Source organism: Exiguobacterium sp. s128, from assembly GCF_018618815.1.
Lineage (GTDB): Bacteria > Bacillota > Bacilli > Exiguobacteriales > Exiguobacteriaceae > Exiguobacterium_A > Exiguobacterium_A antarcticum.
Window position 1 is genome coordinate 58353 of the sequence record NZ_JACSMT010000001.1, and the last position, 21596, is coordinate 79948.

Below are 21596 nucleotides of genomic sequence, written 5' to 3' on the forward strand. Positions count from 1 at the left end.
TAAAGATTTCATACCCCTGTTTGATTAAAAAAATAACTAAAAAAAAGCGATTTTAACGGTCGACTGAACCGTTAAAATCGCTTTTTTGATCTTATGCATGATACCGTTTGAAGACGAGTGAAGCATTATGTCCACCAAATCCCAACGAGTTACTGAGGGCATATTCAAGTTCCCATGCCCGGCTTCCTTCACGTACGTAATCAAGATCACAACCTTCACTTGGTTGTTCCAGGTGAATCGTCGGATGGACGGTTTGCTCTTGAAGTGATTTAATCGCCGCAATCGCTTCAACACCACCAGCTGCACCAAGCAAGTGACCAATCATCGATTTTGTCGAATTGATTGCTAGTTTTTTAGCATGTTCTCCAAATACCGTATGAATCGCCTTTGTTTCAAGCACGTCATTCATCGGTGTACTCGTGCCGTGCGCATTGATGTACTGAACGGCCAGCGGTTCGATACCGGCATCTTGAATCGCCATCGCCATTGCGCGCGCTCCTCCGTCACCATCCGGGTCTGGTGCCGTGATATGGTAAGCATCTGCCGTCAAACCGTATCCACTGACTTCTGCATAAATCGTTGCTCCACGAGCCATCGCATGCTCATATTCTTCAAGAACTAAGATTCCAGCCCCTTCGCCCATGACGAACCCGTCACGTCCTTCATCGAAGGGACGGCTGGCTGTATTCGGATCATGATTCGTCGACATCGCTTTATTGGCGCAAAAACCAGCAAACGATAGATTTGTGATCGGTGCTTCCGCTCCACCGGCAATCATCACATCCGCATCTCCCCGCTCGATGACACGTAATGCTTCCCCAATCGCATTTGTTCCTGAAGCACAGGCTGTGACCGAACAGTTATTCGGGCCTTTTGCTCCTGTATAAATCGAGACTTGTCCGCTTGCCATGTTCGGAATCATCATCGGAATGAAGAACGGGCTGACACGACGATGCCCGCGTTCAAAATAAATCTTTGCCTGTTTTTCAATCGTCTCGACTCCGCCAATTCCAGATCCGATCCAGACACCGATCCGTTCTGCATTTGCTCTGACGTCAAGACCTGCATCCTTGACGGCTTCCATACTCGCAACAAGCGAATAATGGACAAACCGATCCATCTTGCGCGCCTCTTTCGCTTCGATGAATTCCGTAATCTCAAACCCCTGTAATTCACCCGTCACTTTTGTTGGGTATTCATCGATATCCAACCGTTCCATTGGACGAATCCCATTTTCTCCTGCTTTTAATGCCTGCCAAAATGTCTCGACATCATTTCCAATTGGTGTTAATGCGCCCATACCGGTTACTACTACACGTTTTCTCATCATCATCATTTTATGTGTTCTCCCCTTTAGTCCAAGTAATATAAGCTGCTCCCCAGGTCAATCCAGCACCAAATCCAGCCAGGACGAGTGTCGTCCCTGGTTGAAGCCGTCCTTGTCGACGCGCTTCTTCCAATGCCAATGGAATCGATGCAGCAGATGTATTGGCATGTTCATCAATCGTCACGATGACTTTCTGTTCCTCAATCCCTAACCGTTCACGTGCCGCATCGATAATCCGTAAGTTCGCTTGATGCGGAATCAACAAATCGAGTTCTGCGAGTGATCCGTTTGCTTTATGAATGACTTTTTCGACGATGTCCGGTAATTTCCGTACCGCAAACTTAAAAACTTCCCGACCATTCATTTCAATTGGACCATCTAACTCTTTAAAGAGAAGATGTGCCCCTCGACCATCTGTTCCAAGCTCAAAGGCATTTAAGCCCTGTTGTTCTGTCGGACCGAGTACAACTGCTCCGGCCCCATCCCCGAACAGAATCGCGGTCGATCGGTCTGACCAGTCGACGATACTCGACATCTTTTCTGCTCCGATGACGAGGGCGTATTTTGACGTTGTCGCCGCCATCATACTCGCTGCCGTTTGTAATGCAAAAATAAATCCGCTGCAAGCCGCGCTGATATCAAAGGCTGTTGCGCCTAACGCACCGATTCGGTCTTGGACGATACAGGCCGTCGAAGGAAACGCACGTCCCGTTGCCGTTCCGACTACGATCAATCCGATGTCATCTGCCGTCAAGTTCGCATCTGCCAATGCTTTCTGAGCCGCTTCCGTTGCAAGATCCGTTACATCTGTCGTTTCATCCGCGATATGTCGTGCTCCGATTCCTGTTCGTGTCCGGATCCATTCATCACTTGTATCAAGCGTTGCCGCTAAGTCATCATTGGTGATGCGACGTTCGGGTAACGAGGTCCCGAGTCCTACAATTCCAATATTCATATGGTTGCTCCTTTAAAATTAGTATCTGGTACTAATATAAAGCGTTAATCTGATTTTGTCAAAGAGAAAAGAAGGCCCAGTTTCCAGGGAACCTTCTTTTCGGTAACGCTTATTGTTCCGAATCTGTTAACGTCCGGACGACTTCCATGACCATTTTCGCCGAATTGATCGACGCAATCTCTAAAAATTCATCAAACGATAATGACGCTTCTTCATCGGCACTGTCCGAAATCGAACGTGTCACGACGAACGGTACATTGAATTGATGACAGACTTGCGCAATGGGTGCGGCTTCCATCTCAACTGCCGCGACATCCGGAAAGTTCGTTTTGATGGCATTCGAACGTTCTGTATCATGAATGAAGGAATCTCCCGTCACGATCAAACCATGTACGACACGAATCGCTTCCATCCGTTCGATGACGGCTTCTGCCGTCGCGATGAGTTTTGGGTCTGCCGTGTAGGCAGCAGGCATCCCTGGTACTTGTCCGTACTCATAACCAAATGCTGTCACATCAACGTCATGATGACGGACTTCTGTCGAGACGACGACATCGCCGACTTTCAGACCTGCTCTGAATCCGCCTGCTGATCCTGTGTTGATGACGGCACTCGGCTTGAAATGATCGAGCAATAGTGTCGTCCCGATCGCTGCATTGACTTTTCCAATACCGGACTTCAAGATGACGACAGGTACACTGTTCAGTAATCCCTCATAAAAATGATAATTGGCGATCACCGTATCTTTTCGTTCCGATAATTCATTACGAAGTAAGTTGACTTCTTCTTCCATCGCACCGATGATTGCGATTGGCATATTTATTCCCCCAGTCAAACAGAAAACCGGATTGCTCCGGCTCCTGTCAGTTCTTATTTATTTAATCGATGTGATTTTGACAGCAAAGTCTCCACCTGGTGCTTGAACGGATACTTTTTCACCTACGCTGTGACCAAATAAACTTTTGGCGATAGGTGATTCGTTTGAGATTTTACCAGTGAATGGATCTGCTTCCGCACTCCCGACGATCGTGTACGTTTCTTCTTCATCATCTTCGAGAATCAAGAAGGTAACCGTCGTTCCGATACCAACGACAGAAATATCCTTTTCATCTTCTGAGATGATCGCGACGTTCCGTAACATCTCTTCCAACTGAGCAATCCGTCCTTCAACCATCGCTTGTTCTTCTTTCGCTGAATCATATTCCGCGTTTTCCGACAAGTCACCAAATGAACGAGCAATCTTAATGTTTTCGACAACTTCTTTTCGGCGGACTGACTTCAGTTCGTTTAATTCACTTTCAATATTTGCTTTACCTTCAAGCGTCATATAATACTGTTTTTCTGCCATTTTTGTCACGCTCCTTTTTATTCCACTAGTATAGTATATTCACATCTTTTTTGGAATCAATATCCTCTTTCGTCAAGTGCCGACCGGTAATCCAGAATCGCCCGGATCTTCGTGACGAGTAAATCGATTGCCACGTGATTTTCTCCGCCTTCAGGAACGATGATATCCGCATACCGTTTTGTCGGTTCACAAAACTGAAGATGCATCGGACGAACGACTTTCGTATACTGTTCGACGACCGAGTCGATCGAACGGCCCCGCTCATTCATATCACGTTGCATACGACGGAGGATCCGAACATCCGCATCCGTGTCGACGAAAACTTTAATATCCATCAATTCCCGTAAACGTTCATCTTCAAGCGCTAAAATCCCTTCGACGATGATGACGTCACGCGGGTCGAGTGTAATCGTTTCTTCCGCTCGTGTATGTGCGACATAATCGTAGACCGGTTTTTCGACTGCCTGGTTTTCGCGCAATTCCTTGATATGTTCAATCAACAAATCATTATCGAAGGCAAATGGATGATCATAGTTCGTTTGATAGCGTTCTTCCATGGATAACTCACTTTGGTCCTTATAGTAAGCGTCTTGCTCAATCATGACGATGGATTCACTTGGAAATGCTTCGACAAGCGAACGTGCGACCGTCGTCTTTCCTGAACCTGTTCCTCCAGCCACACCAATTACAACCGGTTTTTGCATTGAATTCGTACCTCCATCATTCATTCCGACTTCACTTTCCGACTGACGGATACACCGTCTCCGAGTGGGAAAATCGTCGTATCATATTGATCTTGCTCCATCATCCATGCCGTAAACTCTTTGACAAGACGAACCAGACGCCGCCTTCTCCGGTCAAAGGTTTTTGGATCCGTTTCGAGTACGTCACCATGCAAAAACAGATTATCCGTGTATAAAACTCCGCCTATTGGCACTAGTCGCCCATAACCGTTAAAGAATTTTTTATACTGTCCTTTGGCCGCATCGATGAATACGGCATCAAACTCCTGATCAAGTGTTTCGGCTAATTCTACTGCATCGGCAAAAACGATGTCAATCCGATCTGCGACATCCGACCGTTCAATGAACATTTTCGCTTCGGCATATCGTTTGGCATTTCGTTCCACCGTCGTGATGCGGGCGTCCGGTAAGGCACGAGCCATCCGGATTGCACTATAGCCGATCGCCGTTCCGAGTTCGAGAATGCGTGTTGGCTGCTGCAGCGTCAGCAACGATAACAACACTTCTGAACCGGTCAGTTCGATGATCGGAATATGGTGTTCTTTCGCGTATGTTTCCATTTCCTGCAACAACGGATCACGTTGCCGGATCATTCCTTCGACATACGCTGTAAAATCATTCATTCAAAATTCACTCCTTCTGCGCATAAACAGGTTGACCGGGAACGAACATACCGTCCCCGATCAACCCCTTGTTCACTGCTCTTTACTTGCTTCGTATTCAACCCATTCAGGTTTATACTTGACAACATTTCGTTGGTGCTCCTCGTATGTTTCTTCGTAGAGGATTTGACCACGTGGATTTTTATCACTTGGTGGTCGTGCGAAGAAGTAGACATATTTTGTCTGGTTTGGACTAAGGACGGCGAGGATAGAATCTTCGCTGACGGTCGAAATCGGACCAATCGGAATACCTTCGTATTTGTACGTATTGTATTTCGAATTGTTTTCGAGATCTTTTAACGTCGTCAGTGCTGTATTTTCTCCCGTACCGTACCAGACCGTTGGATCCGATTGGAGTTTCATTCCGTCGTTGAGACGATTCGTGAAGACACCGGCAATCTCGCGACGATCGTCTGGCGTCGCTGCTTCCCGCTCGACCATTGATCCGAGACTCAACACTTCATGGAAGGTCATACCCGATTTCTTGATCGCATCCGCATTCGCATCATAAATCTTTTCCATCTGGTCTAACATCGTTTCTGCGATTTGATTGATACTCTTTCCTTTGTCGAACTCATATGTCGCTGGGAATAGGTATCCTTCTAGTGAGTAGAGGACCCCTTCTTTCGTCACTTCATCCGTCAACATCGGATACTTTTCAATCAAACTTTTGATATACGCCTCATCCGTCAAGGATTTTTGAATCGAATCTGCCTTAAAGCCCGTCGCTTTTGCGATGATGGCAATTTGTCGGTCCATCGTGATCCCTTCAGGAATCGTTACTTTGACATCCGCTGCTTTCATGATTGTTCCGGTCTTCAACTCATTGATGATTTCGTCTGGTGTCATCGCTTGTGTCAAGGTATACGTCCCTGCTTGGAATGACGATTCATTCTTGTAGCGGACGTAATAACGGAAAATCGTTTCGTTAGCGATTAAATCCTTTTCTTTGAGAAGACTTGAAATCGTACTTGTTCCAGCGCCAAGCGGAATTTCGACTTTGACGGACTTCGTCGCTGCTTCGTTGACCGGTTCAAGTGAACTCTTTAAAAAGATATAGATGGCTGCTCCTGCTACTAAGAAAATCGTGAACAACACTGAAAGGATGATCAGCGTAATCCGGCGCGATGTCCGGCGGCGCTTCTGTTCTTTTTCAGCATTTTTCTTCCATTCATTCTCCATTGGTTCCTCCTTCTTCTCTTAAAACAAGGTGACATCGAAAGAGCATTGCTCTCACGACATCACCTTATGCACGAGTCGGTTTAGTCAAGCTCGTCTTCTAATGTATTGAATACTTCTTCAATCTCATCCCATGTTTCTGCATCGTCTTCTGCGATCGGAACAAGATTAAAATCGTTATCTCCATCACCATATTCGTCTAGTTCATAGACAAAGATGTCGACTTCTTCTGCTTCATCATAATCCGCACCGATTGGTTCGAGGAAAATGTATGTTTTGTTCGAACGTGGACTTTCATAACGTAAACGTTCCGCAAACTCAAAATCATTACCTTCGCCATCAGGAATTACGTACCGTGTTGGTTCATTCTGTTGCATCATTCATCCGCTCCTTTAATGCAGTCTCGAGTTCATCCCAAGTCTGCTCATCGTTTTCATCAATCAGGCTCAGCTCAAAGTCGTCTTCGCCTTCACCAAACTCGTCGATTTCACAGATGATTAAATCATCTGCACCTTCTTCCGGGTGACCGATCATTTCAAGAAATAGATACGTTTTACCGGTTCGTTCACTGACATAACGGTACCACTCTTCGAAAAGATGTTCGCCACCGTCTTCATCAGGAAAGAGATACTGCCGTTTTTCTTCCGACATCTCATTTCCTCCTTATCGATTTGCCCGATCCAAATAAGATTGCAGGATCATGACTGCCGCCATCTTATCGATGACGAGTTTCCGTTTTTTCCGACTGACATCTGCATCAATCAGCATACGTTCTGCCTGCATCGTCGTCAGTCTTTCGTCGACGAGGACGCTCGCAAGACCAGTATGCGCCTCGATTTCACGCGCAAACGCTTCACTGGCCTCTGCTCGCGGTCCAATCGACCCATTCATGTTTTTAGGATGTCCGATGACGATGATTTCGACACCGTACTCCTTAATAATTGCCTCGAGCCGTTTAAAGGCGACAGGATAGTCCGGCTCCGTCCATTTGATGGTCTCGATACCTTGTGCCGTCCAGCCCATCAAATCACTTACCGCAACACCAATCGTCTTTGAACCGACATCAAGCCCGATCGCACGCTTCATTTTTTGTCTCCACTCTCCGATAAATAAGATTTCACGAGTTCTTCTAGTAGTTCATCACGTTCAATCTTTCGGATCATATTACGTGCATCGTTATGACGAGGAATGTAAGCAGGATCCCCGGAAAGAAGATATCCGACGATCTGGTTGATCGGATGATAGCCTTTTTCTTCTAAAGCATGATAGACCGTCAACAACACTTCACGTGTCGCTGCTTTACTATCGTCTTCTGGGAAATTAAATTTCATCGTTTGATCCATCTGACTCACGTTAATCACCTCTTTCATTTACACTACTTCTCTATTATGCCAGTGATTGCACGTAATGTGAAGTAAACGCAAGCGCTTCGTTCAATTTTGCAGGATCTTTTCCGCCCGCCTGTGCCATATCCGGACGGCCGCCACCGCCACCGCCGCAACGTGTTGCGACTTCCTTGATCAGTTTACCTGCGTGATATCCCTGATCGATCAAGTCTTTTGAGACACTCGCAACGAGATTGACCTTATCGCCTTGGGCACTTCCAAGAACGATGATTGCTGAACCAAGGCTACCTTTTAGTTCGTCCATCATGCCACGGAGAGCGTCCATGTCTTGGACGTCGACTTGTTTAGCAAGGACTTGGACGCCATTGATTTGTTCAACATCGTCTTTGAGTGACGCCGCTTCGATGTTCGACAACTTCGCTTGTAATGATTCGTTTGTGCGTTCCGTTTCACGAAGTTGGAGTTGGAGCGCTTCGATCCGTCCTGGCACTTCCGCTGTTTTCGTTTTCAACACACGTGCCGCCTGCTCGAGTGTCTGCAAGTGACCGTTCATGACGTGATACGCACCTGCACCTGTGACCGCTTCGATCCGTCGTGTCCCAGCACCGATACCGGACTCAGAAACAATCTTGAACAGACCAATTTCTGCTGTATTCTTGACATGAATTCCACCACATAATTCGATCGAATACGTTCCCGCCGAAACGACACGGACTGTTTCACCATATTTTTCGCCAAACAACGCCATTGCACCTTTTGCTTTGGCATCAGCAATATTCATCTCTTCGATTTCAACAGCGAGTGATGCCCAGATGGCTTGGTTGACATCTTGTTCGATCGTCGTTAATTCTTCTGCCGTCACTGCACCAAAATGCGAGAAATCAAAACGAAGACGTTCCGCTGATACAAGCGAACCCGCTTGATTAACATGTGTACCAAGCGTATCCTTCAAGGCTTTATGCAACAAGTGTGTCGCTGTGTGGTTTTTTGTGATTGCTTGACGTGATGAGGCTTCGACCGTTGCCCGGACCGTCGCATCAGCCAACGCAATCCCCGTCCGGACGACGACCGTATGCAAGTTTTGTCCATTTGGTGCTTTTTGAACATCTTTGACATCCAGTACAAAGTCTGCACCGACGATGGTTCCTGTATCCGCGACTTCTCCACCACTCTCCGCATAAAACGGTGTGATATCTAATAAGAGTTGTGCTTCTTCTCCTGCAGCGACTTCTGTCACTCGCTCTCCATCATGCAGCAACGCAATGATTTTCGCATCCGTCTCAAGGTCCGTATAACCAATGAATTGGCTCGGAACGGTTAACGTCGCGAGGACTTCCGATTGTTGCTGCATCGAACCACCATCTTCACGGGCAGCACGGGCACGCTTCCGTTGTTCATCCATCGCCCGTTTGAAACCTTCTTCATCTACCGACATCTGGTGATCTTCTGCGTATTCGACCGTCAGCTCGAGCGGGAAACCATACGTATCATACAGACGGAATGCATCTTCGCCACTGATTGTATGTTCGCCATTACTTTTAGCCGTTTGTGCCACTGTATTCAAGATGGCCAGACCATCATGTAACGTCTCATGGAACCGCTCTTCTTCGTTTTTGATGACACGTTTGATGAAGTCTGCTTTCTCCGGTACTTGTGGATAGAAGTCCACCATGACACTCCCGACCGTATCAACGAGTTCATGCATGAACGGACGTTCGATGCCAAGCATCTTCGCATAACGGACGGCACGACGCAGCAAACGGCGTAAGACATAACCACGTCCTTCATTTGAAGGCAATGCCCCATCTCCAATCGCGAAGGCTACTGTCCGGATGTGGTCGGCGATGACTTTAAACGCAACATCGAGTTTCGCATCTTCCCGATACGTTTTCCCACTGAGTGCTTCTGTTTTGTGGATGATCGGCATGAACAAGTCCGTATCGAAGTTTGTTGGCACATCCTGCATGACGCTTGCCATCCGTTCGAGTCCCATCCCTGTATCGATGTTTTTCCGTGGTAATTCTGTATAGTTGCCATGTCCGTCATGGTTGTACTGACTGAAGACGATGTTCCAAATTTCAAGGTACCGTTCGTTTTCGCCACCCGGATACAATTCGGAATCGTTTGGATCGTCGCCAAATGCCGGTCCACGGTCAAAGAAAATCTCCGTATTCGGACCGGATGGACCTTCTCCGATTTCCCAGAAGTTATCTTCTAGCGGAATGATGCGTTCAGCTGGTACACCCAGTTCGAGCCAAATCTGACGAGCAGCATCGTCTTCCGGATGAATCGTCACGGAAAGACGTTCCGGATCGAGTCCGTACCAGTCGTCACTCGTCAACAGTTCCCAGCCCCATTTGATGGCATCTTCCCGGAAATAATCGCCGACAGAAAAGTTTCCGAGCATCTCGAAAAACGTATGGTGACGGGCTGTTTTTCCGACGTTTTCGATATCATTCGTCCGAATCGATTTTTGAGCATTGACGATTCGTGGATTCTCTGGAATGACACGTCCATCAAAATATTTTTTTAAGGTCGCGACACCTGAGTTGATCCAAAGTAATGTTGGATCTTCAATCGGGACGAGCGACGCGCTTGGCTCGATTGCATGTCCTTTTGATTGGAAAAAATCGAGATACATCTGACGGATTTGTGCACCTGTCAATGGTTTTAATGGTTTCATCGAAAATACCCCCGAATTGATTAGTTTGTCCTGAACGCAAAAAAACGATACATTCATCCCTGAAAAGGGACGAAAGCATCGCTCTCGTGGTACCACCCTCGTTCGTAAAGACAGTTCCTCTCTTCACCTCGAAAAATCCAATAACGGAGATTACCCGCAAGTGTTTGCACTCGACTCCGGAAGGAGCTTCGGACGAATCGTCATGGAGATGGTTGCAGCAATCCCATCTCTCTCTGGTACATGAACAATTCGTCTTACTTAACTTCCATCAACGTTTTGCGTCCATTCATCTACCGTGATTATTACCTATCTGACGCATCCAGTCAAGTCTTTGTCATCCCGCCCAGCCGTTCAATCAGCCGGGTCCGTCGACGTGGTTCTTCCTCCTGCGACGCTTTGTAAAAGGCGCGTGGATCACCAAACAACAATAAACTCGCTTTCGCACGGGTCACAGCCGTATAAATCAGATTCCGAGAATGTTTGAAGGCACCTGTGAAGAAAACAGGCATCAAGACGATTGGAAATTCCGACCCTTGCGCTTTATGGATCGTAATCGCATAGGCATGTGTGAACTGATCCCAGTCACTCCGGTTGTATTCGACTTCCGTCTGATCAAAACGAGCGATGATCTTATCGACCTTATCGACGTTTTCTTTCGCAAAAAAGATATTGACGATTTCGCCGATATCTCCGTTATAGACGTTTTCTTCCGCATTATTGACGAGCTGGAGAATCTTATCACCGCTCCGGTAAATCCGTGTCCCCTGTTTGACTTCCCGTTTCTTTGGCGCTTCCGGATTATAGACTTGTTGGAGGACGATGTTCAGTTCGTCAATCCCGACTTGTCCCCGGTAGGTCGGCGCTAAAATTTGGACATCGAACTTCGAGTAGCCTTTCGCAAGCGCTTTTTCTGCGAATGCCGCGATGCCGCGTAACGACTCTTGTGGCGCCAGCGAATAAAAACGACGATCCGATAAGGGGGCAAGCAGGTCGGCTGACGTCACCCGATTTTTTAAATCATGGGCCAGACGAAGGATCGACGAATCCTCGGCTTGCCGATGGACGACATTTAACCGGACGACCGGAATCCCGTCCGTATCCATCAAATCCGCCAAGACTTGTCCAGGTCCGACCGATGGTAACTGATCGCGGTCCCCGACAAATAGAATCTTCATCCCGTTTGGCACAGCCCGTAATAAACTTGATAACAGATAAATATCGATCATCGATGATTCATCGATGATCAACACCTTTCCTGTGATCGGTTGATCTTCGTTTAATTGAAAGTTCGTTCCATCATATTTCAAGAGACGGTGGATCGTCATCGCCGGAACGTCCGTCGCCTCGGACAGACGTTTCGCCGCTCGTCCGGTCGGCGCGACGAGGACATACGGATAGACCTCACCTGATTTGACCTGGCTTTTTTCAAGTGGCCAGTCATGAATCTCCTGTAACGCGTGCAGGATTCCTTTGATGACTGTCGTCTTTCCGGTACCCGGACCACCTGTCAACACCATCAACGGGGCTTTAACCGCGAGTTCGATCGCCTCGCGCTGTTGGACGGCATATTCCATTCCGAAACGTTCCTCCAGTTGACCAATCGCCGACAAGATTGTTGCGACATCGACTTCTTGTTCCGAGCCATTCGCCATGACGCGGGCCAACTCCTTTGCGGCCCGGACTTCGGCGTAAAAAATCGTCGGTAAGTACAAACAACCCTCTTCGAGTTTGACCTTATCTTCCGTCAATAATAATTCGATGGCTTGTTCGAGCCGTTCGCCCGGGTCTTCCCCTAGTAGACGGGGTGCCCGCTGCAACAAGGATTCGACCGTCGCGAAGGCATGACCTTCCGCTGCCTCTTGCTCTAGAATATGCATGATGGAAGCTGCGACCCGTTCCGGATGTAAACCGACGAGACCAAGATGCGAGGCAATCTGATCCGCTGTCTTAAACCCGATTCCACTGACTTCATACATCAAGGAATACGGATTTTCACGAATTCGTGCCATCGCGTCTCCTTCGTAAGCGGCATAAATCTTCGCCGCTAGTTTTGGGGTGACGTCAAACGGGGCTAAAAAGAGCATCAATTGATCGACCCCATACAACGTGGCCAGTCGGCTAAAAATCACATCGGCCTGTTTTTGTTTGAGACCCGGCACCCGGTCCAGTGCCTTGCCGTCTTTTAGGATGACATCAATCGCGTCCTCACCTAAGGCGTCGACGATATTTTTCGCTGTTTTCGGACCAATGCCGGTAAACGAACCATTTGTCAAAAAACGGACTGCCGCGTGTTTCGTCATCGGGACCGACCGGCGAATCAGCTCTGCTTTTAATTGTTTGCCGAATCGGGGATGGTCGATCAACCGTCCAAACGCTTGATACGTTCCACCCAGTTCAATCCCGACGCCTGTTCCCGTGACGACCAGTTCTGTTTCTTTTAATTCAAAGTTTTTTTCTTTGATTGTGATCAAAACGATCGAATGGGCCTCTTCTTCGGAGGAAAACAGCACACGTTTGACTCGACCTACTACATGATGGGGGTGCTCCATCGCTCCACCTACTTTCTTCACTCCAGTTCTCTGCCATTATCATAGCATTCGTTTAGTCGATTTTAAATGAGGGAAACGTACCTTGAATTAATTTTTGATAGGAGGAACGGATAATGGGACGTTTGCCGATTGCCGGATTATGTGAATTAGTATTAGAAGTTGAGGATATGGAACGTGCTGTCGCCTTTTGGAATAAAACACTTGGGATTCCAATCGTCGAACAGTGGGCGCCAGAGGATGCTGAACCCAGTCAGGAGCAAGCCAAAACTGACGGTGTCTGGGCGACTTGGCTCTACATCGGTGGGAACACCCGCCTTGGTCTTTGGCTCAAACGTGACTTCACGATGGAAGAGCGGACAGTCAAACGACTTCCCGTCACGGAATGGGACAGTCTATATGATGAAGGGGGCATGCATGTCCACTGCGCCTTTTATGTCGAAAAAGACAAATTTGACGAGGCACTCGAATTTTTACGTACAGCTTCGATTGCCGTCAAGATTCGCGAGTGGGACGAACAAGAAACCTCAAACGACAAAGAGTATTCTGCTTATTTCAAAGATACCGAACAGAACGTCATCGAATTGTACACCAAAAACATGGACGAAGCGTACGAAAATTTTTCTGGCCCTTCGTTACGTGTCATCCGAGAAGTCGGGCACTAAAAAAACTCGCCGTTTTTCCGATTATCATCGGGAACGGCGAGTTTTCTTATTTTAATAACGCATCCATCTTCGTTTTCGCATCTTGTGCCAACGTATGATTCGGTTGATACGCAAGGACGGTTTCAAGTTCGGTATAACACGCTTCTTGCTCTCCTAAGAAGGCGAGTGCAATCGCATAATTGTAACGTGCATCCGTATGCGTCTCTTCCAGCAATAGCACCTGCTCGAAGATTTCTGCTGCTTCTTCGATCTGTTCGTTTTGGGCGAGCGCCAATCCGTACTGGAAGGCGATTTCGACATCAACGCCGTTCAATTCCGTTGCCTGTTTCAGACGGGGAATTCCTCGAATCGGATCACCTAACTTTTGGTACGTCAGTCCGAGCATGAAGTGTAAATCGGCATCGTCTAGTCCATGCAATAACGCAAGTCGTAACGATTCTTCCGCTTCGACGAGTTGATCTGCCGCGAAAAACAAGGCCCCTTTTGCATAATGGGCACTGGCAAACGTCGAATCGATCGTCAATGCCTTTTCATAAAACCGAAGAGCGCGGTCTGCATCATCCATCGATTGGAGTAATGTGCCCAGATTGACATAGGCCGTCGGATCGTTTGGTTGTGCTTCGATTGCATCGTTAAAGGCCTGGGCAGCCAATTCATAGTTACCGGACTCCAGATGTCTAAAACCTACTTCATTATAGTTCATATAGTTCTCTCCTTTAGGCAAGATATGCTAAGCGTTCCCCTGCTTTGTATGCTTCATCGATCGTCGCACCACCCAGACAGATGTCACCATCATAAAAGACGACCGCTTGTCCAGGTGTGATCGCACGTTGACGCTCGTCAAATGCGACGTCAAGACGACCGTTTTCAAGCACACGTACCGTGACTGCCGTATCCGTCTGACGATAACGGAATTTCGCCGTACATCGGAATTCTGTTCCAGCCGGCATCGATGCCGTCCAACTGATGTCAGATGCATACAAACCTTCTGAATACAACAATTCATTGTGGAAACCTTGTTCGACGAATAAGATGTTGTCCGCCAGGTTTTTTCCGACGACGAACCACGGTTCACCATCTCCACCGATGCCAAGACCATGCCGTTGTCCCATCGTATAATACATCAGACCATCGTGACGTCCCATCGATTTCCCGTCCAGCGTCCGCATTTCACCCGGTTGGGCCGGTAAATACTGACTGAGGAATTGTTTGAAGTTTCGTTCCCCGATGAAGCAGATACCGGTCGAATCTTTTTTCTTCGCTGTCGCGAGGTTCGCTTCTTCCGCAATTTTCCGGACTTCTGATTTTTCCATATGTCCGATCGGGAACATCGCTTTTGCAATTTGATCTTGTGACAGTTGGTTCAAGAAATACGTTTGATCCTTGTTCGTATCGACGCCACGAAGCATTTTATGTTCCCCATCTTCGTAGACGGCACGGGCATAGTGTCCCGTCGCAACGAAATCAGCGCCAAGACGCATCGCGTGATCAAGGAACGCCTTGAACTTGATTTCTTTGTTACACATGACGTCCGGGTTTGGCGTCCGTCCGAGTTTGTATTCGTCTAGGAAATACGTAAAGACTTTATCCCAGTACTCTTTTTCGAAATTGACCGCATAATACGGAATCCCGATTTGGTTCGCAACAGCGATGACATCTTCATAATCTTCTGTCGCCGTACAAAATCCGTTTTCATCTGTATCGTCCCAGTTCTTCATGAAGATTCCGATGACGTTGTACCCTTGTTGTTTTAATAAATAAGCCGTGACCGAAGAATCGACACCGCCGGACATTCCGACGACGACCGTTGTTTCGCTCGGTGCTTTTGCGCGTGTGTTCATTTTCTTCACCTCTTAGTTGTTCTGAAACGATTTTACGATATCTATCAGTCCTTGTGCGAGTAGTTCGACTTGTGCTAAATCATTCCCTAATCCGAAGCTGATCCGAACAGACTGTTTCGTCCGCGGATTTTCACCGTACATCGCTGAAAGGACATGGGACGGTTCAATCGATCCTGCCGTACAGGCACTTCCGCTCGAGACGGCAATTCCCCGCATATCGAGCATGATCAAAAACGGTTCAATCTCGACATGGGGGAAATACAGGTTGATGACTTGCGCCAATCCTTCCGCTCCATTGATTTCAAAGTCGATCGTTGACGCTTCGAGCCGCGCGAGTAACATCGTCCGTAGCTGACGATAATGGTTCGTTTGTTGCTCCCGTTCCTCGGCCGTCAACCGGACAGCTTCCGCAAAACCAACGATTCCGGCGACGTTTTCGGTCCCGGCACGGCGCTTGCGTTCCTGCTCGCCACCAAAAGACTGTGCTTCCAGCTTGAGACCAGAGCGGACATACAGTAAGCCGACACCTTTTGGTCCGTTGATTTTGTGACTCGAAGCCGATAACAGGTCAATCCCCATCGTTTCGACATCAATCTCCCGCTTCGCAAAAACCTGGACGGCGTCCGTATGAAACAAAATCTGTTGTTCCTGTAAGAATCGACCACATGCCGCAATCGGCTGAATCGTTCCGACTTCGTTGTTGCCAAACATGATCGATACTAAAATCGTATCGGTCCGAACAGCAGCACGTAATGCGGATTCCGATACGACGCCGGACGCAGGTACATCGAGATAGGTCACTTCAAACCCACGTTTTTCGAGTTCTTCGAATGCGTGAAGGACCGCATGGTGCTCGAAACGTGTCGTAATGACATGACGCCCCTTGACCTGGTACTGCATCGCGGATCCGATGATGGCGTAGTTATCCGCTTCCGTTCCCCCGCTTGTAAAGATCACTTCCGTTGGGTTAGCGTTTAATTCTGTTGCGATCGTCCGTCGGGCAGCATCGATCGCAGCACGTCCTGATCTTCCGAACGCATGGACGCTCGACGGATTGCCAAACTGCTCTAACATGTATGGCGTCATTTTTTCCAATACTTCCGGACGCATCGGCGTCGTCGCCGCATGATCAAAATATATCATTGTTGTCACCTCTCATATATAAAACATGTATCCTGTATCGTCTTCTTCGGCTAAATCTTTTAACGTCGTCGTATCCAGTACTTGATCGACGGCACGTTGGATTTTATCCCATAACTTCCGTTTCGTCACTTCGTCACAGTTGTCACCTTCGACGACGACGAGTGGTCCTTCGAGCAAACGAATGATGTCGCCTGCCGTAATCTCGTCTGCCGGACGCCCTAATTTGTATCCACCATATGCCCCACGAACGCTCTTGACGAGACCGCCGTTACGAAGCGGCGCAATCAACTGTTCTAAATAGTGTTCCGACAACTCATAACTTTGAGCAATTTTCTTTAAGGATAATGGCTTTAACTCGCCTCCTTTAGCGAGAGCAATCATGATTGTCAGACCGTATCGGCCTTTTGTCGAGATTTTCATCATGCGAAAAAACATCCTTTCTAGTATAGTAGTAGCTAAAAGTCGAAAGAAGGAACGCTACCTATGGCTAATCTATTTGAATCCCACTCTCCTGCTGGTCCGCTCGCCAATCGGATGCGTCCTCAATCCTTGGACGAAATCGTTGGACAACGTCACTTAATCGGAGAATCTACCTTGTTACGTCGGGCGATCCTTGCCGACCGGCTTGGGACCGTCATTTTCTACGGACCACCCGGGACCGGCAAAACGACGCTTGCCCGAGTCATCTCCAGTTATACGAAGTCAGCGTTTGAACAATTAAATGCCGTCACGGCAAAACTGGATCAACTGCGCGAAGTCCTGAAGGCGGCCGAATCGCGACTCCAGTTTGACCAACAAAAAACGATCCTATTTTTAGATGAAATTCATCGGTTTAATAAGATGCAACAAGATGCATTATTGCCAGCCCTTGAAGCCGGTACAATCACGCTGATTGGTGCAACGACGGAAAATCCAAGTTTTGAAGTCAATGCGGCTTTGTTGTCTCGAGCAACCGTTTTCCGGTTTGAAACACCGACGACCGACGATTTACGGATCGTGTTACGACGTACATTACAAGATCAAGAACGCGGGCTCGGAAAATATCCGATCACGATCACCGATGACGCCGTCGACCATTACGTCAAATTATCGGACGGGGATTACCGGGCTTTACTGAATGCACTAGAACTCGCCGTCTTGACGACACCGGAAATCGATGGGGAAATCACGATTGACCTCGCGGTTGCCGAAGAATCGATCCAACAAAAAGCATTAAAATACGATAAGGATGGTGATCGTCATTACGATGTCATCTCTGCCTTCATCAAGTCGATTCGTGGCTCGGATCCAGACGCCGCCTTATACTGGCTCGCTGTCATGATCGAAGCTGGGGAAAGCCCTCGCTTCATCGTCCGGCGCCTGTATGTCCATGCTGCCGAAGATATCGGTTTATCAGACCCACAAGCCTTGTTGCTCGTCGATGCCTGTGCCCGGGCTTGTGAATACATCGGTTTTCCGGAAGCACGCATTCCACTTGCGGAAACGGTCCTCTATTTAGCGACTGCTCCGAAATCAAACGCCGTCATCACGGCAATCGACAAAGCACTCGAACTGGTCCGACGTTCCGATGGCGGTCCGGTCCCCCCACATTTACGCGATGCGCATCATGCTGGTGCTGCAGCGTTAGGTAACGGGGTCGAGTATCAATATCCACATCAGTTTCCACATGCTTATGTCAAACAAAACTACTGGCCCGAAAATCTGGCACGAACGAAACCTGTCTTCTATACCCCTAGTCCACGTGGTTTTGAAAAACAAGTGCAGGCCCGACTCGATTTTTGGAAAAAACAACCGTAAACGTACGTATCAGAAAAAGCGACCTCCTCAGGTCGCTTTTTTAACGGACACGTTCGATGATGACGCCTGCTTCCCGAACGATTTCATTGATGACATAACTCGCCGCAATCAATCCCCCTACGGATGGGACAAAGGCATTCGAGCTTGGTGGCATCTTCGCTTTCCGGATGACAGCTTCGTCATTTCCAACGACTTGCCGCACTTCTTCGATGATTTTGACAGGTGGTTCGTCAGAGAACACGACAGGTACACCTTTATGGATTCCCTCTTTACGTAATCGTGTCCGGATGACTTTCGCGAGCGGGTCATAACTCGTATCCTTGATGTCAACGATCTTGATTCGAGTCGGATCCATCTTATTCGCCATCCCCATACTCGAGATGATCGGAATCTGACGTCGCTTACACTCTTTGATCAAATGAATCTTAAAGGAAACCGTATCCGACGCATCGATGACAAAATCCGGATTTTCAGCGAAAAAAGCTTCATATGTTTCTTCATTGTAAAACATCTTTAAACGAACGATCTCGAGGTCGGGATTGATTTGCATCAACCGATCGGCCATCGCATCGACCTTCGGCTGTCCGACCGTCGGGAGTAGAGCATGAATCTGGCGGTTGACGTTCGTGATGTCGATGTCATCTTTATCGACGAGGATCAAACGTCCAACACCACTACGGGCAAGGGCTTCCGCCGAAAACGAACCGACGCCGCCAATCCCTAAAATTGCGACAGACTTGGATGCCAATGCGTCAAGTCCAGTCTTACCGATTGCTAATTCATTACGCGAAAATTGATGTAACATCTCATAACCTCACAATACTCATACTGTTTTACTCGGAATTATATCATAAAAAAAAACGTCATGCGACGTATAGATGAATCACTTTTTAAAAAATAAACGATGGGACCCGAAGTGCCGTGTCGATACCTTATTTTTGAACCTGCTGTGCAGGTGGGTGTCTTATCCGACTCCTATTCGTACGTCCTCCTGCTGTGTTACGAGGCATGTACTACTAGTTGGAACGTCAGACTCCCTATCAAAAAAGAGTGGCTCAAAGATAAAAGGCGGCTCTCGTACATCTCAGGAACCCCATCTGTTGCATTTAATATAGCATTCCCATTATCGAAATGCAACTGGTTCCGGCTCTTAAAATTTGATCATTTTTCAGTCGTTTCACTTGACATCCAACGCCGGATGAATGCCCCTGTCGGATCGTATTTTTGTTGTTGGAATTCCGGGTTGAATCGTGGTGTACGTGTCGCGTTTCCGACCCCTGCAATGTAGGCCCAGTTCCCATAATTGGAAGCGACATCGTGGTCAATCAACTGCTGTTCAAAATAACGCGCCCCGATCCGCCAATCTTGTTTCAGATCGTGAATCAAATAACTCGCCGTAATCTGGCGTCCACGGTTCGACATCCATCCCGTTTCTCGAATTTCACGCATGAAGGCATCCACGAATGGTTGACCGGTCCGTCCCGCCATCCAGGCATCGACCGCCGATTGATCCGTTTTCCATGTCAGATGACCATCTCGCAAGCCATTGGACCGAAAGAGCCGATGTCCCGTCTCCCGCATCGTCAAGTGGAAAAAGTCACGCCACAACAATTCGAAGTATAACCAATAAGTCGATTCGTTCGCCCCATGCAGACGTTCAGTTCGTTGTAACTCTGCCATGACACGCCGTGGCGAAAGCGAACCGTTCGCAAGCCAAGCCGATAATTTGGAGGAATCATCGCGATCAAAGCCGTTCCGTGTCTCTTTATAAGTAAAGACAGGTCGTTCCAGGTACTCGGTCAAACGAGCACGCCCTGCCGCTTCACCGCCTGCAAACGGAAATGACGTATGCGGATGATCCATAGCTCTCACCTCTTGCGGTTCAACATACCGGACTTCTCCCGGTGCATCGATCGGTTCCGCGAATCGACCGGACTCTTCGACTCTTTTTCGAAATGCCGTAAAGACTCGTTTCAGTTCATCACTACCGATGTCTTCCCGAAGATGTAACGTTTGTGTCTCATACATACAGGCTGTAAACTGTCGCAGAACCTCCTGTTCCAGACATTCTTCGTAAAAACCAGTCATCCTGTGAAAATAGAGGACATCCTCCGGTTCAATGAACCGCGAGAGTTGTTCCATCGACCCCCCTCGCAAAATCGTCAGTTCGATTCCAAGTTGCCCTAAATGATCCCGTAAGGATTGGAGCGTCTCCCGTTCAAATGTCACGTGTTGGTGACCTCTCGTCTCTGTCTCACGTTGAATGAAAAGTGCTCGGACCGTCTGTTGTTCGCTACAGGCACGCGACAATGCTTCATGATCATCGACCCGTAAATCATTTCGATACCATACGATTCCCGCCATTTCATCAGCTCCTTTTTTCTTTTCTACTCGTACTATCTCAGTCTTCCGCTCTTACGCAAAGAATCAATGTGCGGAAAAGGTTTTGTTTTTTTGCTTTAGTGGAATATAATTAGTACAACTTACGTAAGGAGTGAATCATTTCATGGCAGCTAAAAAAGGGAAATTAAAGACATTAATCACGCTCGCTACGACGGTCGGACCGATCGTCTACAAATTCTATAAAAAACAACAAGCTAAAAAATCAATCAATACACCAAAATAATGCATCCCTTAAAACACGCTTCCCTTATAAAGAGAAGCGTGTTTTTTGATGTCTAGCTTTCTTTTGCTTTATCTCCATTCCGATGGACTTCACATATTTCCTCCGTGTTTTTCATTTTTTGCTCACTCCACTGCTCCCCTCTTCGTAAAAACGCCAAGGGTATGCCGTTGCCTCGCCGGCGTTCGGAATCCCGATTCGAGTCGTCTGCACGATCGTTCCTGCAGGGCCTGCCTCGATTTGAAAACGAGAATCCGTATATACATCCACAGCGGAGTCAGCCGTCGTCAACCCGAAGGCTTGGCACAACTTCGCCGGTCCATTGACGAGATTTTTTTGTTCCGTTTTTGTCAATGTCGCATACGGTTTCGCAAACCGACGAGTTGCGATGAGGTCATGCCCGCTGATAATCTCCGCGCCGCGCAGTAAGACCGCATATCCTTGACCACTCTCCCCACAGACGATGTTCAGACAATGGTGCATGCCATAAGTGAAATACACATAGATGTGACCGGCCGGTCCAAACATCGGTGCCGTCCGCTTCGTTGGGCGTCCGCTGTAGGAATGGGCCGCTTGATCGTATGGTCCAAGATAGGCTTCAACCTCCACAATCCGCATCGTGACTGCACCAACCGTCAGAAGACTTCCGAGTAATTCCGGCGCGACATCGACCGGTGATCGTTCAAAAAAAGACCTTTCCATCTTCATTCCTCCTAAAAAAAACAGATTTCCCTCTGA

The 21596-nt window shown here is 47.8% G+C and carries 22 protein-coding genes, 1 other RNA gene and 1 other annotated feature; of the genes, 2 read left to right on the forward strand and 21 right to left on the reverse strand.

The window, feature by feature from the left end; genetic code table 11:
- Window positions 1-91 precede the first annotated feature (91 nt).
- The 13 genes from fabF to recD2 form a co-directional block, all read right to left on the reverse strand.
- Window positions 92-1330, reverse strand: coding sequence for a beta-ketoacyl-ACP synthase II (gene fabF, locus KNQ13_RS00315; protein WP_026829926.1), 1239 nt, complete (start codon window positions 1328-1330; stop codon window positions 92-94).
- Between the two features lie 7 nt (window positions 1331-1337).
- The gene (locus KNQ13_RS00320; RefSeq protein WP_026829927.1) at window positions 1338-2282 is read right to left on the reverse strand and encodes a beta-ketoacyl-ACP synthase III; all 945 of its coding nucleotides are present in this window, start codon (window positions 2280-2282) and stop codon (window positions 1338-1340) included.
- A gap of 109 nt (window positions 2283-2391) precedes the next feature.
- Window positions 2392-3099, reverse strand: coding sequence for a 5'-methylthioadenosine/S-adenosylhomocysteine nucleosidase (mtnN, locus tag KNQ13_RS00325; RefSeq protein ID WP_026829928.1), 708 nt, complete (start codon window positions 3097-3099; stop codon window positions 2392-2394).
- 57 nt (window positions 3100-3156) lie between these two features.
- Complete coding sequence (gene greA, locus KNQ13_RS00330; RefSeq protein ID WP_014970863.1) at window positions 3157-3630, reverse strand: transcription elongation factor GreA; 474 nt, start codon at window positions 3628-3630, stop codon at window positions 3157-3159.
- A gap of 56 nt (window positions 3631-3686) precedes the next feature.
- Window positions 3687-4334 (reverse strand): uridine kinase, encoded by a 648-nt coding sequence (udk, locus tag KNQ13_RS00335; protein ID WP_014970864.1) that lies wholly within the window; start codon window positions 4332-4334, stop codon window positions 3687-3689.
- Between the two features lie 20 nt (window positions 4335-4354).
- Window positions 4355-4996 (reverse strand): O-methyltransferase, encoded by a 642-nt coding sequence (locus tag KNQ13_RS00340; RefSeq protein ID WP_014970865.1) that lies wholly within the window; start codon window positions 4994-4996, stop codon window positions 4355-4357.
- Between the two features lie 72 nt (window positions 4997-5068).
- Window positions 5069-6217, reverse strand: a complete 1149-nt coding sequence (gene mltG / locus KNQ13_RS00345; RefSeq protein WP_014970866.1) for an endolytic transglycosylase MltG — start codon at window positions 6215-6217, stop codon at window positions 5069-5071.
- An 80-nt stretch (window positions 6218-6297) separates the two neighbouring features.
- The gene (locus tag KNQ13_RS00350; protein WP_236629918.1) at window positions 6298-6594 is read right to left on the reverse strand and encodes a DUF1292 domain-containing protein; all 297 of its coding nucleotides are present in this window, start codon (window positions 6592-6594) and stop codon (window positions 6298-6300) included.
- Window positions 6578-6865 (reverse strand): DUF1292 domain-containing protein, encoded by a 288-nt coding sequence (locus KNQ13_RS00355; protein WP_014970868.1) that lies wholly within the window; start codon window positions 6863-6865, stop codon window positions 6578-6580. Before KNQ13_RS00355 ends, KNQ13_RS00350 begins: the two co-directional genes overlap by 17 nt.
- A 12-nt stretch (window positions 6866-6877) precedes the next feature.
- Entirely contained in the window at window positions 6878-7300 is a 423-nt protein-coding gene (gene ruvX / locus KNQ13_RS00360; RefSeq protein WP_014970869.1) for a Holliday junction resolvase RuvX, read from the reverse strand.
- Complete coding sequence (locus KNQ13_RS00365; RefSeq protein ID WP_026829929.1) at window positions 7297-7566, reverse strand: IreB family regulatory phosphoprotein; 270 nt, start codon at window positions 7564-7566, stop codon at window positions 7297-7299. The genes ruvX and KNQ13_RS00365 overlap by 4 nt, the downstream gene beginning before the upstream one ends.
- A gap of 34 nt (window positions 7567-7600) precedes the next feature.
- Complete coding sequence (gene alaS, locus KNQ13_RS00370; protein ID WP_014970871.1) at window positions 7601-10243, reverse strand: alanine--tRNA ligase; 2643 nt, start codon at window positions 10241-10243, stop codon at window positions 7601-7603.
- A 62-nt stretch (window positions 10244-10305) separates the two neighbouring features.
- Window positions 10306-10524: a binding site (T-box leader), on the reverse strand.
- A gap of 42 nt (window positions 10525-10566) precedes the next feature.
- Window positions 10567-12813 (reverse strand): SF1B family DNA helicase RecD2, encoded by a 2247-nt coding sequence (gene recD2, locus KNQ13_RS00375; protein WP_236624274.1) that lies wholly within the window; start codon window positions 12811-12813, stop codon window positions 10567-10569.
- A 92-nt stretch (window positions 12814-12905) separates the two neighbouring features.
- Here recD2 and KNQ13_RS00380 point away from each other — a divergent pair, with 92 nt between their 5' ends.
- A complete protein-coding gene (locus tag KNQ13_RS00380; protein WP_026829931.1) occupies window positions 12906-13454 on the forward strand; it encodes a VOC family protein in 549 nt (182 codons plus the stop codon).
- A gap of 46 nt (window positions 13455-13500) precedes the next feature.
- Here the strand turns inward: KNQ13_RS00380 and KNQ13_RS00385 are convergent, their stop codons facing one another.
- The 4 genes from KNQ13_RS00385 to cymR are packed head-to-tail and all read right to left on the reverse strand — an operon-like array spanning window position 13501 to window position 16858.
- The gene (locus tag KNQ13_RS00385; RefSeq protein ID WP_014970874.1) at window positions 13501-14157 is read right to left on the reverse strand and encodes a tetratricopeptide repeat protein; all 657 of its coding nucleotides are present in this window, start codon (window positions 14155-14157) and stop codon (window positions 13501-13503) included.
- A 13-nt stretch (window positions 14158-14170) separates the two neighbouring features.
- Window positions 14171-15295, reverse strand: coding sequence for a tRNA 2-thiouridine(34) synthase MnmA (gene mnmA / locus KNQ13_RS00390; RefSeq protein ID WP_026829932.1), 1125 nt, complete (start codon window positions 15293-15295; stop codon window positions 14171-14173).
- Between the two features lie 12 nt (window positions 15296-15307).
- Window positions 15308-16438, reverse strand: coding sequence for a cysteine desulfurase family protein (locus KNQ13_RS00395; protein WP_026829933.1), 1131 nt, complete (start codon window positions 16436-16438; stop codon window positions 15308-15310).
- 12 nt (window positions 16439-16450) lie between these two features.
- A complete protein-coding gene (gene cymR, locus KNQ13_RS00400) occupies window positions 16451-16858 on the reverse strand; it encodes a cysteine metabolism transcriptional regulator CymR (RefSeq protein WP_026829934.1) in 408 nt (135 codons plus the stop codon).
- A gap of 63 nt (window positions 16859-16921) precedes the next feature.
- Between cymR and KNQ13_RS00405 the strand changes: the two genes are divergently transcribed.
- Window positions 16922-18235, forward strand: coding sequence for a replication-associated recombination protein A (locus KNQ13_RS00405; protein WP_014970878.1), 1314 nt, complete (start codon window positions 16922-16924; stop codon window positions 18233-18235).
- 40 nt (window positions 18236-18275) lie between these two features.
- Here KNQ13_RS00405 and KNQ13_RS00410 read toward each other — a convergent pair whose 3' ends face one another.
- From KNQ13_RS00410 to KNQ13_RS00425, 4 genes are all read right to left on the reverse strand, one after another.
- Window positions 18276-19040, reverse strand: a complete 765-nt coding sequence (locus KNQ13_RS00410; protein ID WP_014970879.1) for a tRNA threonylcarbamoyladenosine dehydratase — start codon at window positions 19038-19040, stop codon at window positions 18276-18278.
- 99 nt (window positions 19041-19139) lie between these two features.
- Window positions 19140-19329, reverse strand: a non-coding RNA gene (ssrS, locus tag KNQ13_RS00415) — 6S RNA.
- Between the two features lie 67 nt (window positions 19330-19396).
- Window positions 19397-20599, reverse strand: a complete 1203-nt coding sequence (locus KNQ13_RS00420; protein WP_026829935.1) for a DASH family cryptochrome — start codon at window positions 20597-20599, stop codon at window positions 19397-19399.
- Between the two features lie 373 nt (window positions 20600-20972).
- Window positions 20973-21560 carry a DNA-3-methyladenine glycosylase gene (locus KNQ13_RS00425; RefSeq protein WP_034773993.1) on the reverse strand — a complete coding sequence of 196 codons (588 nt, stop codon included), beginning with the start codon at window positions 21558-21560 and terminating at the stop codon, window positions 20973-20975.
- Window positions 21561-21596 lie beyond the last annotated feature (36 nt).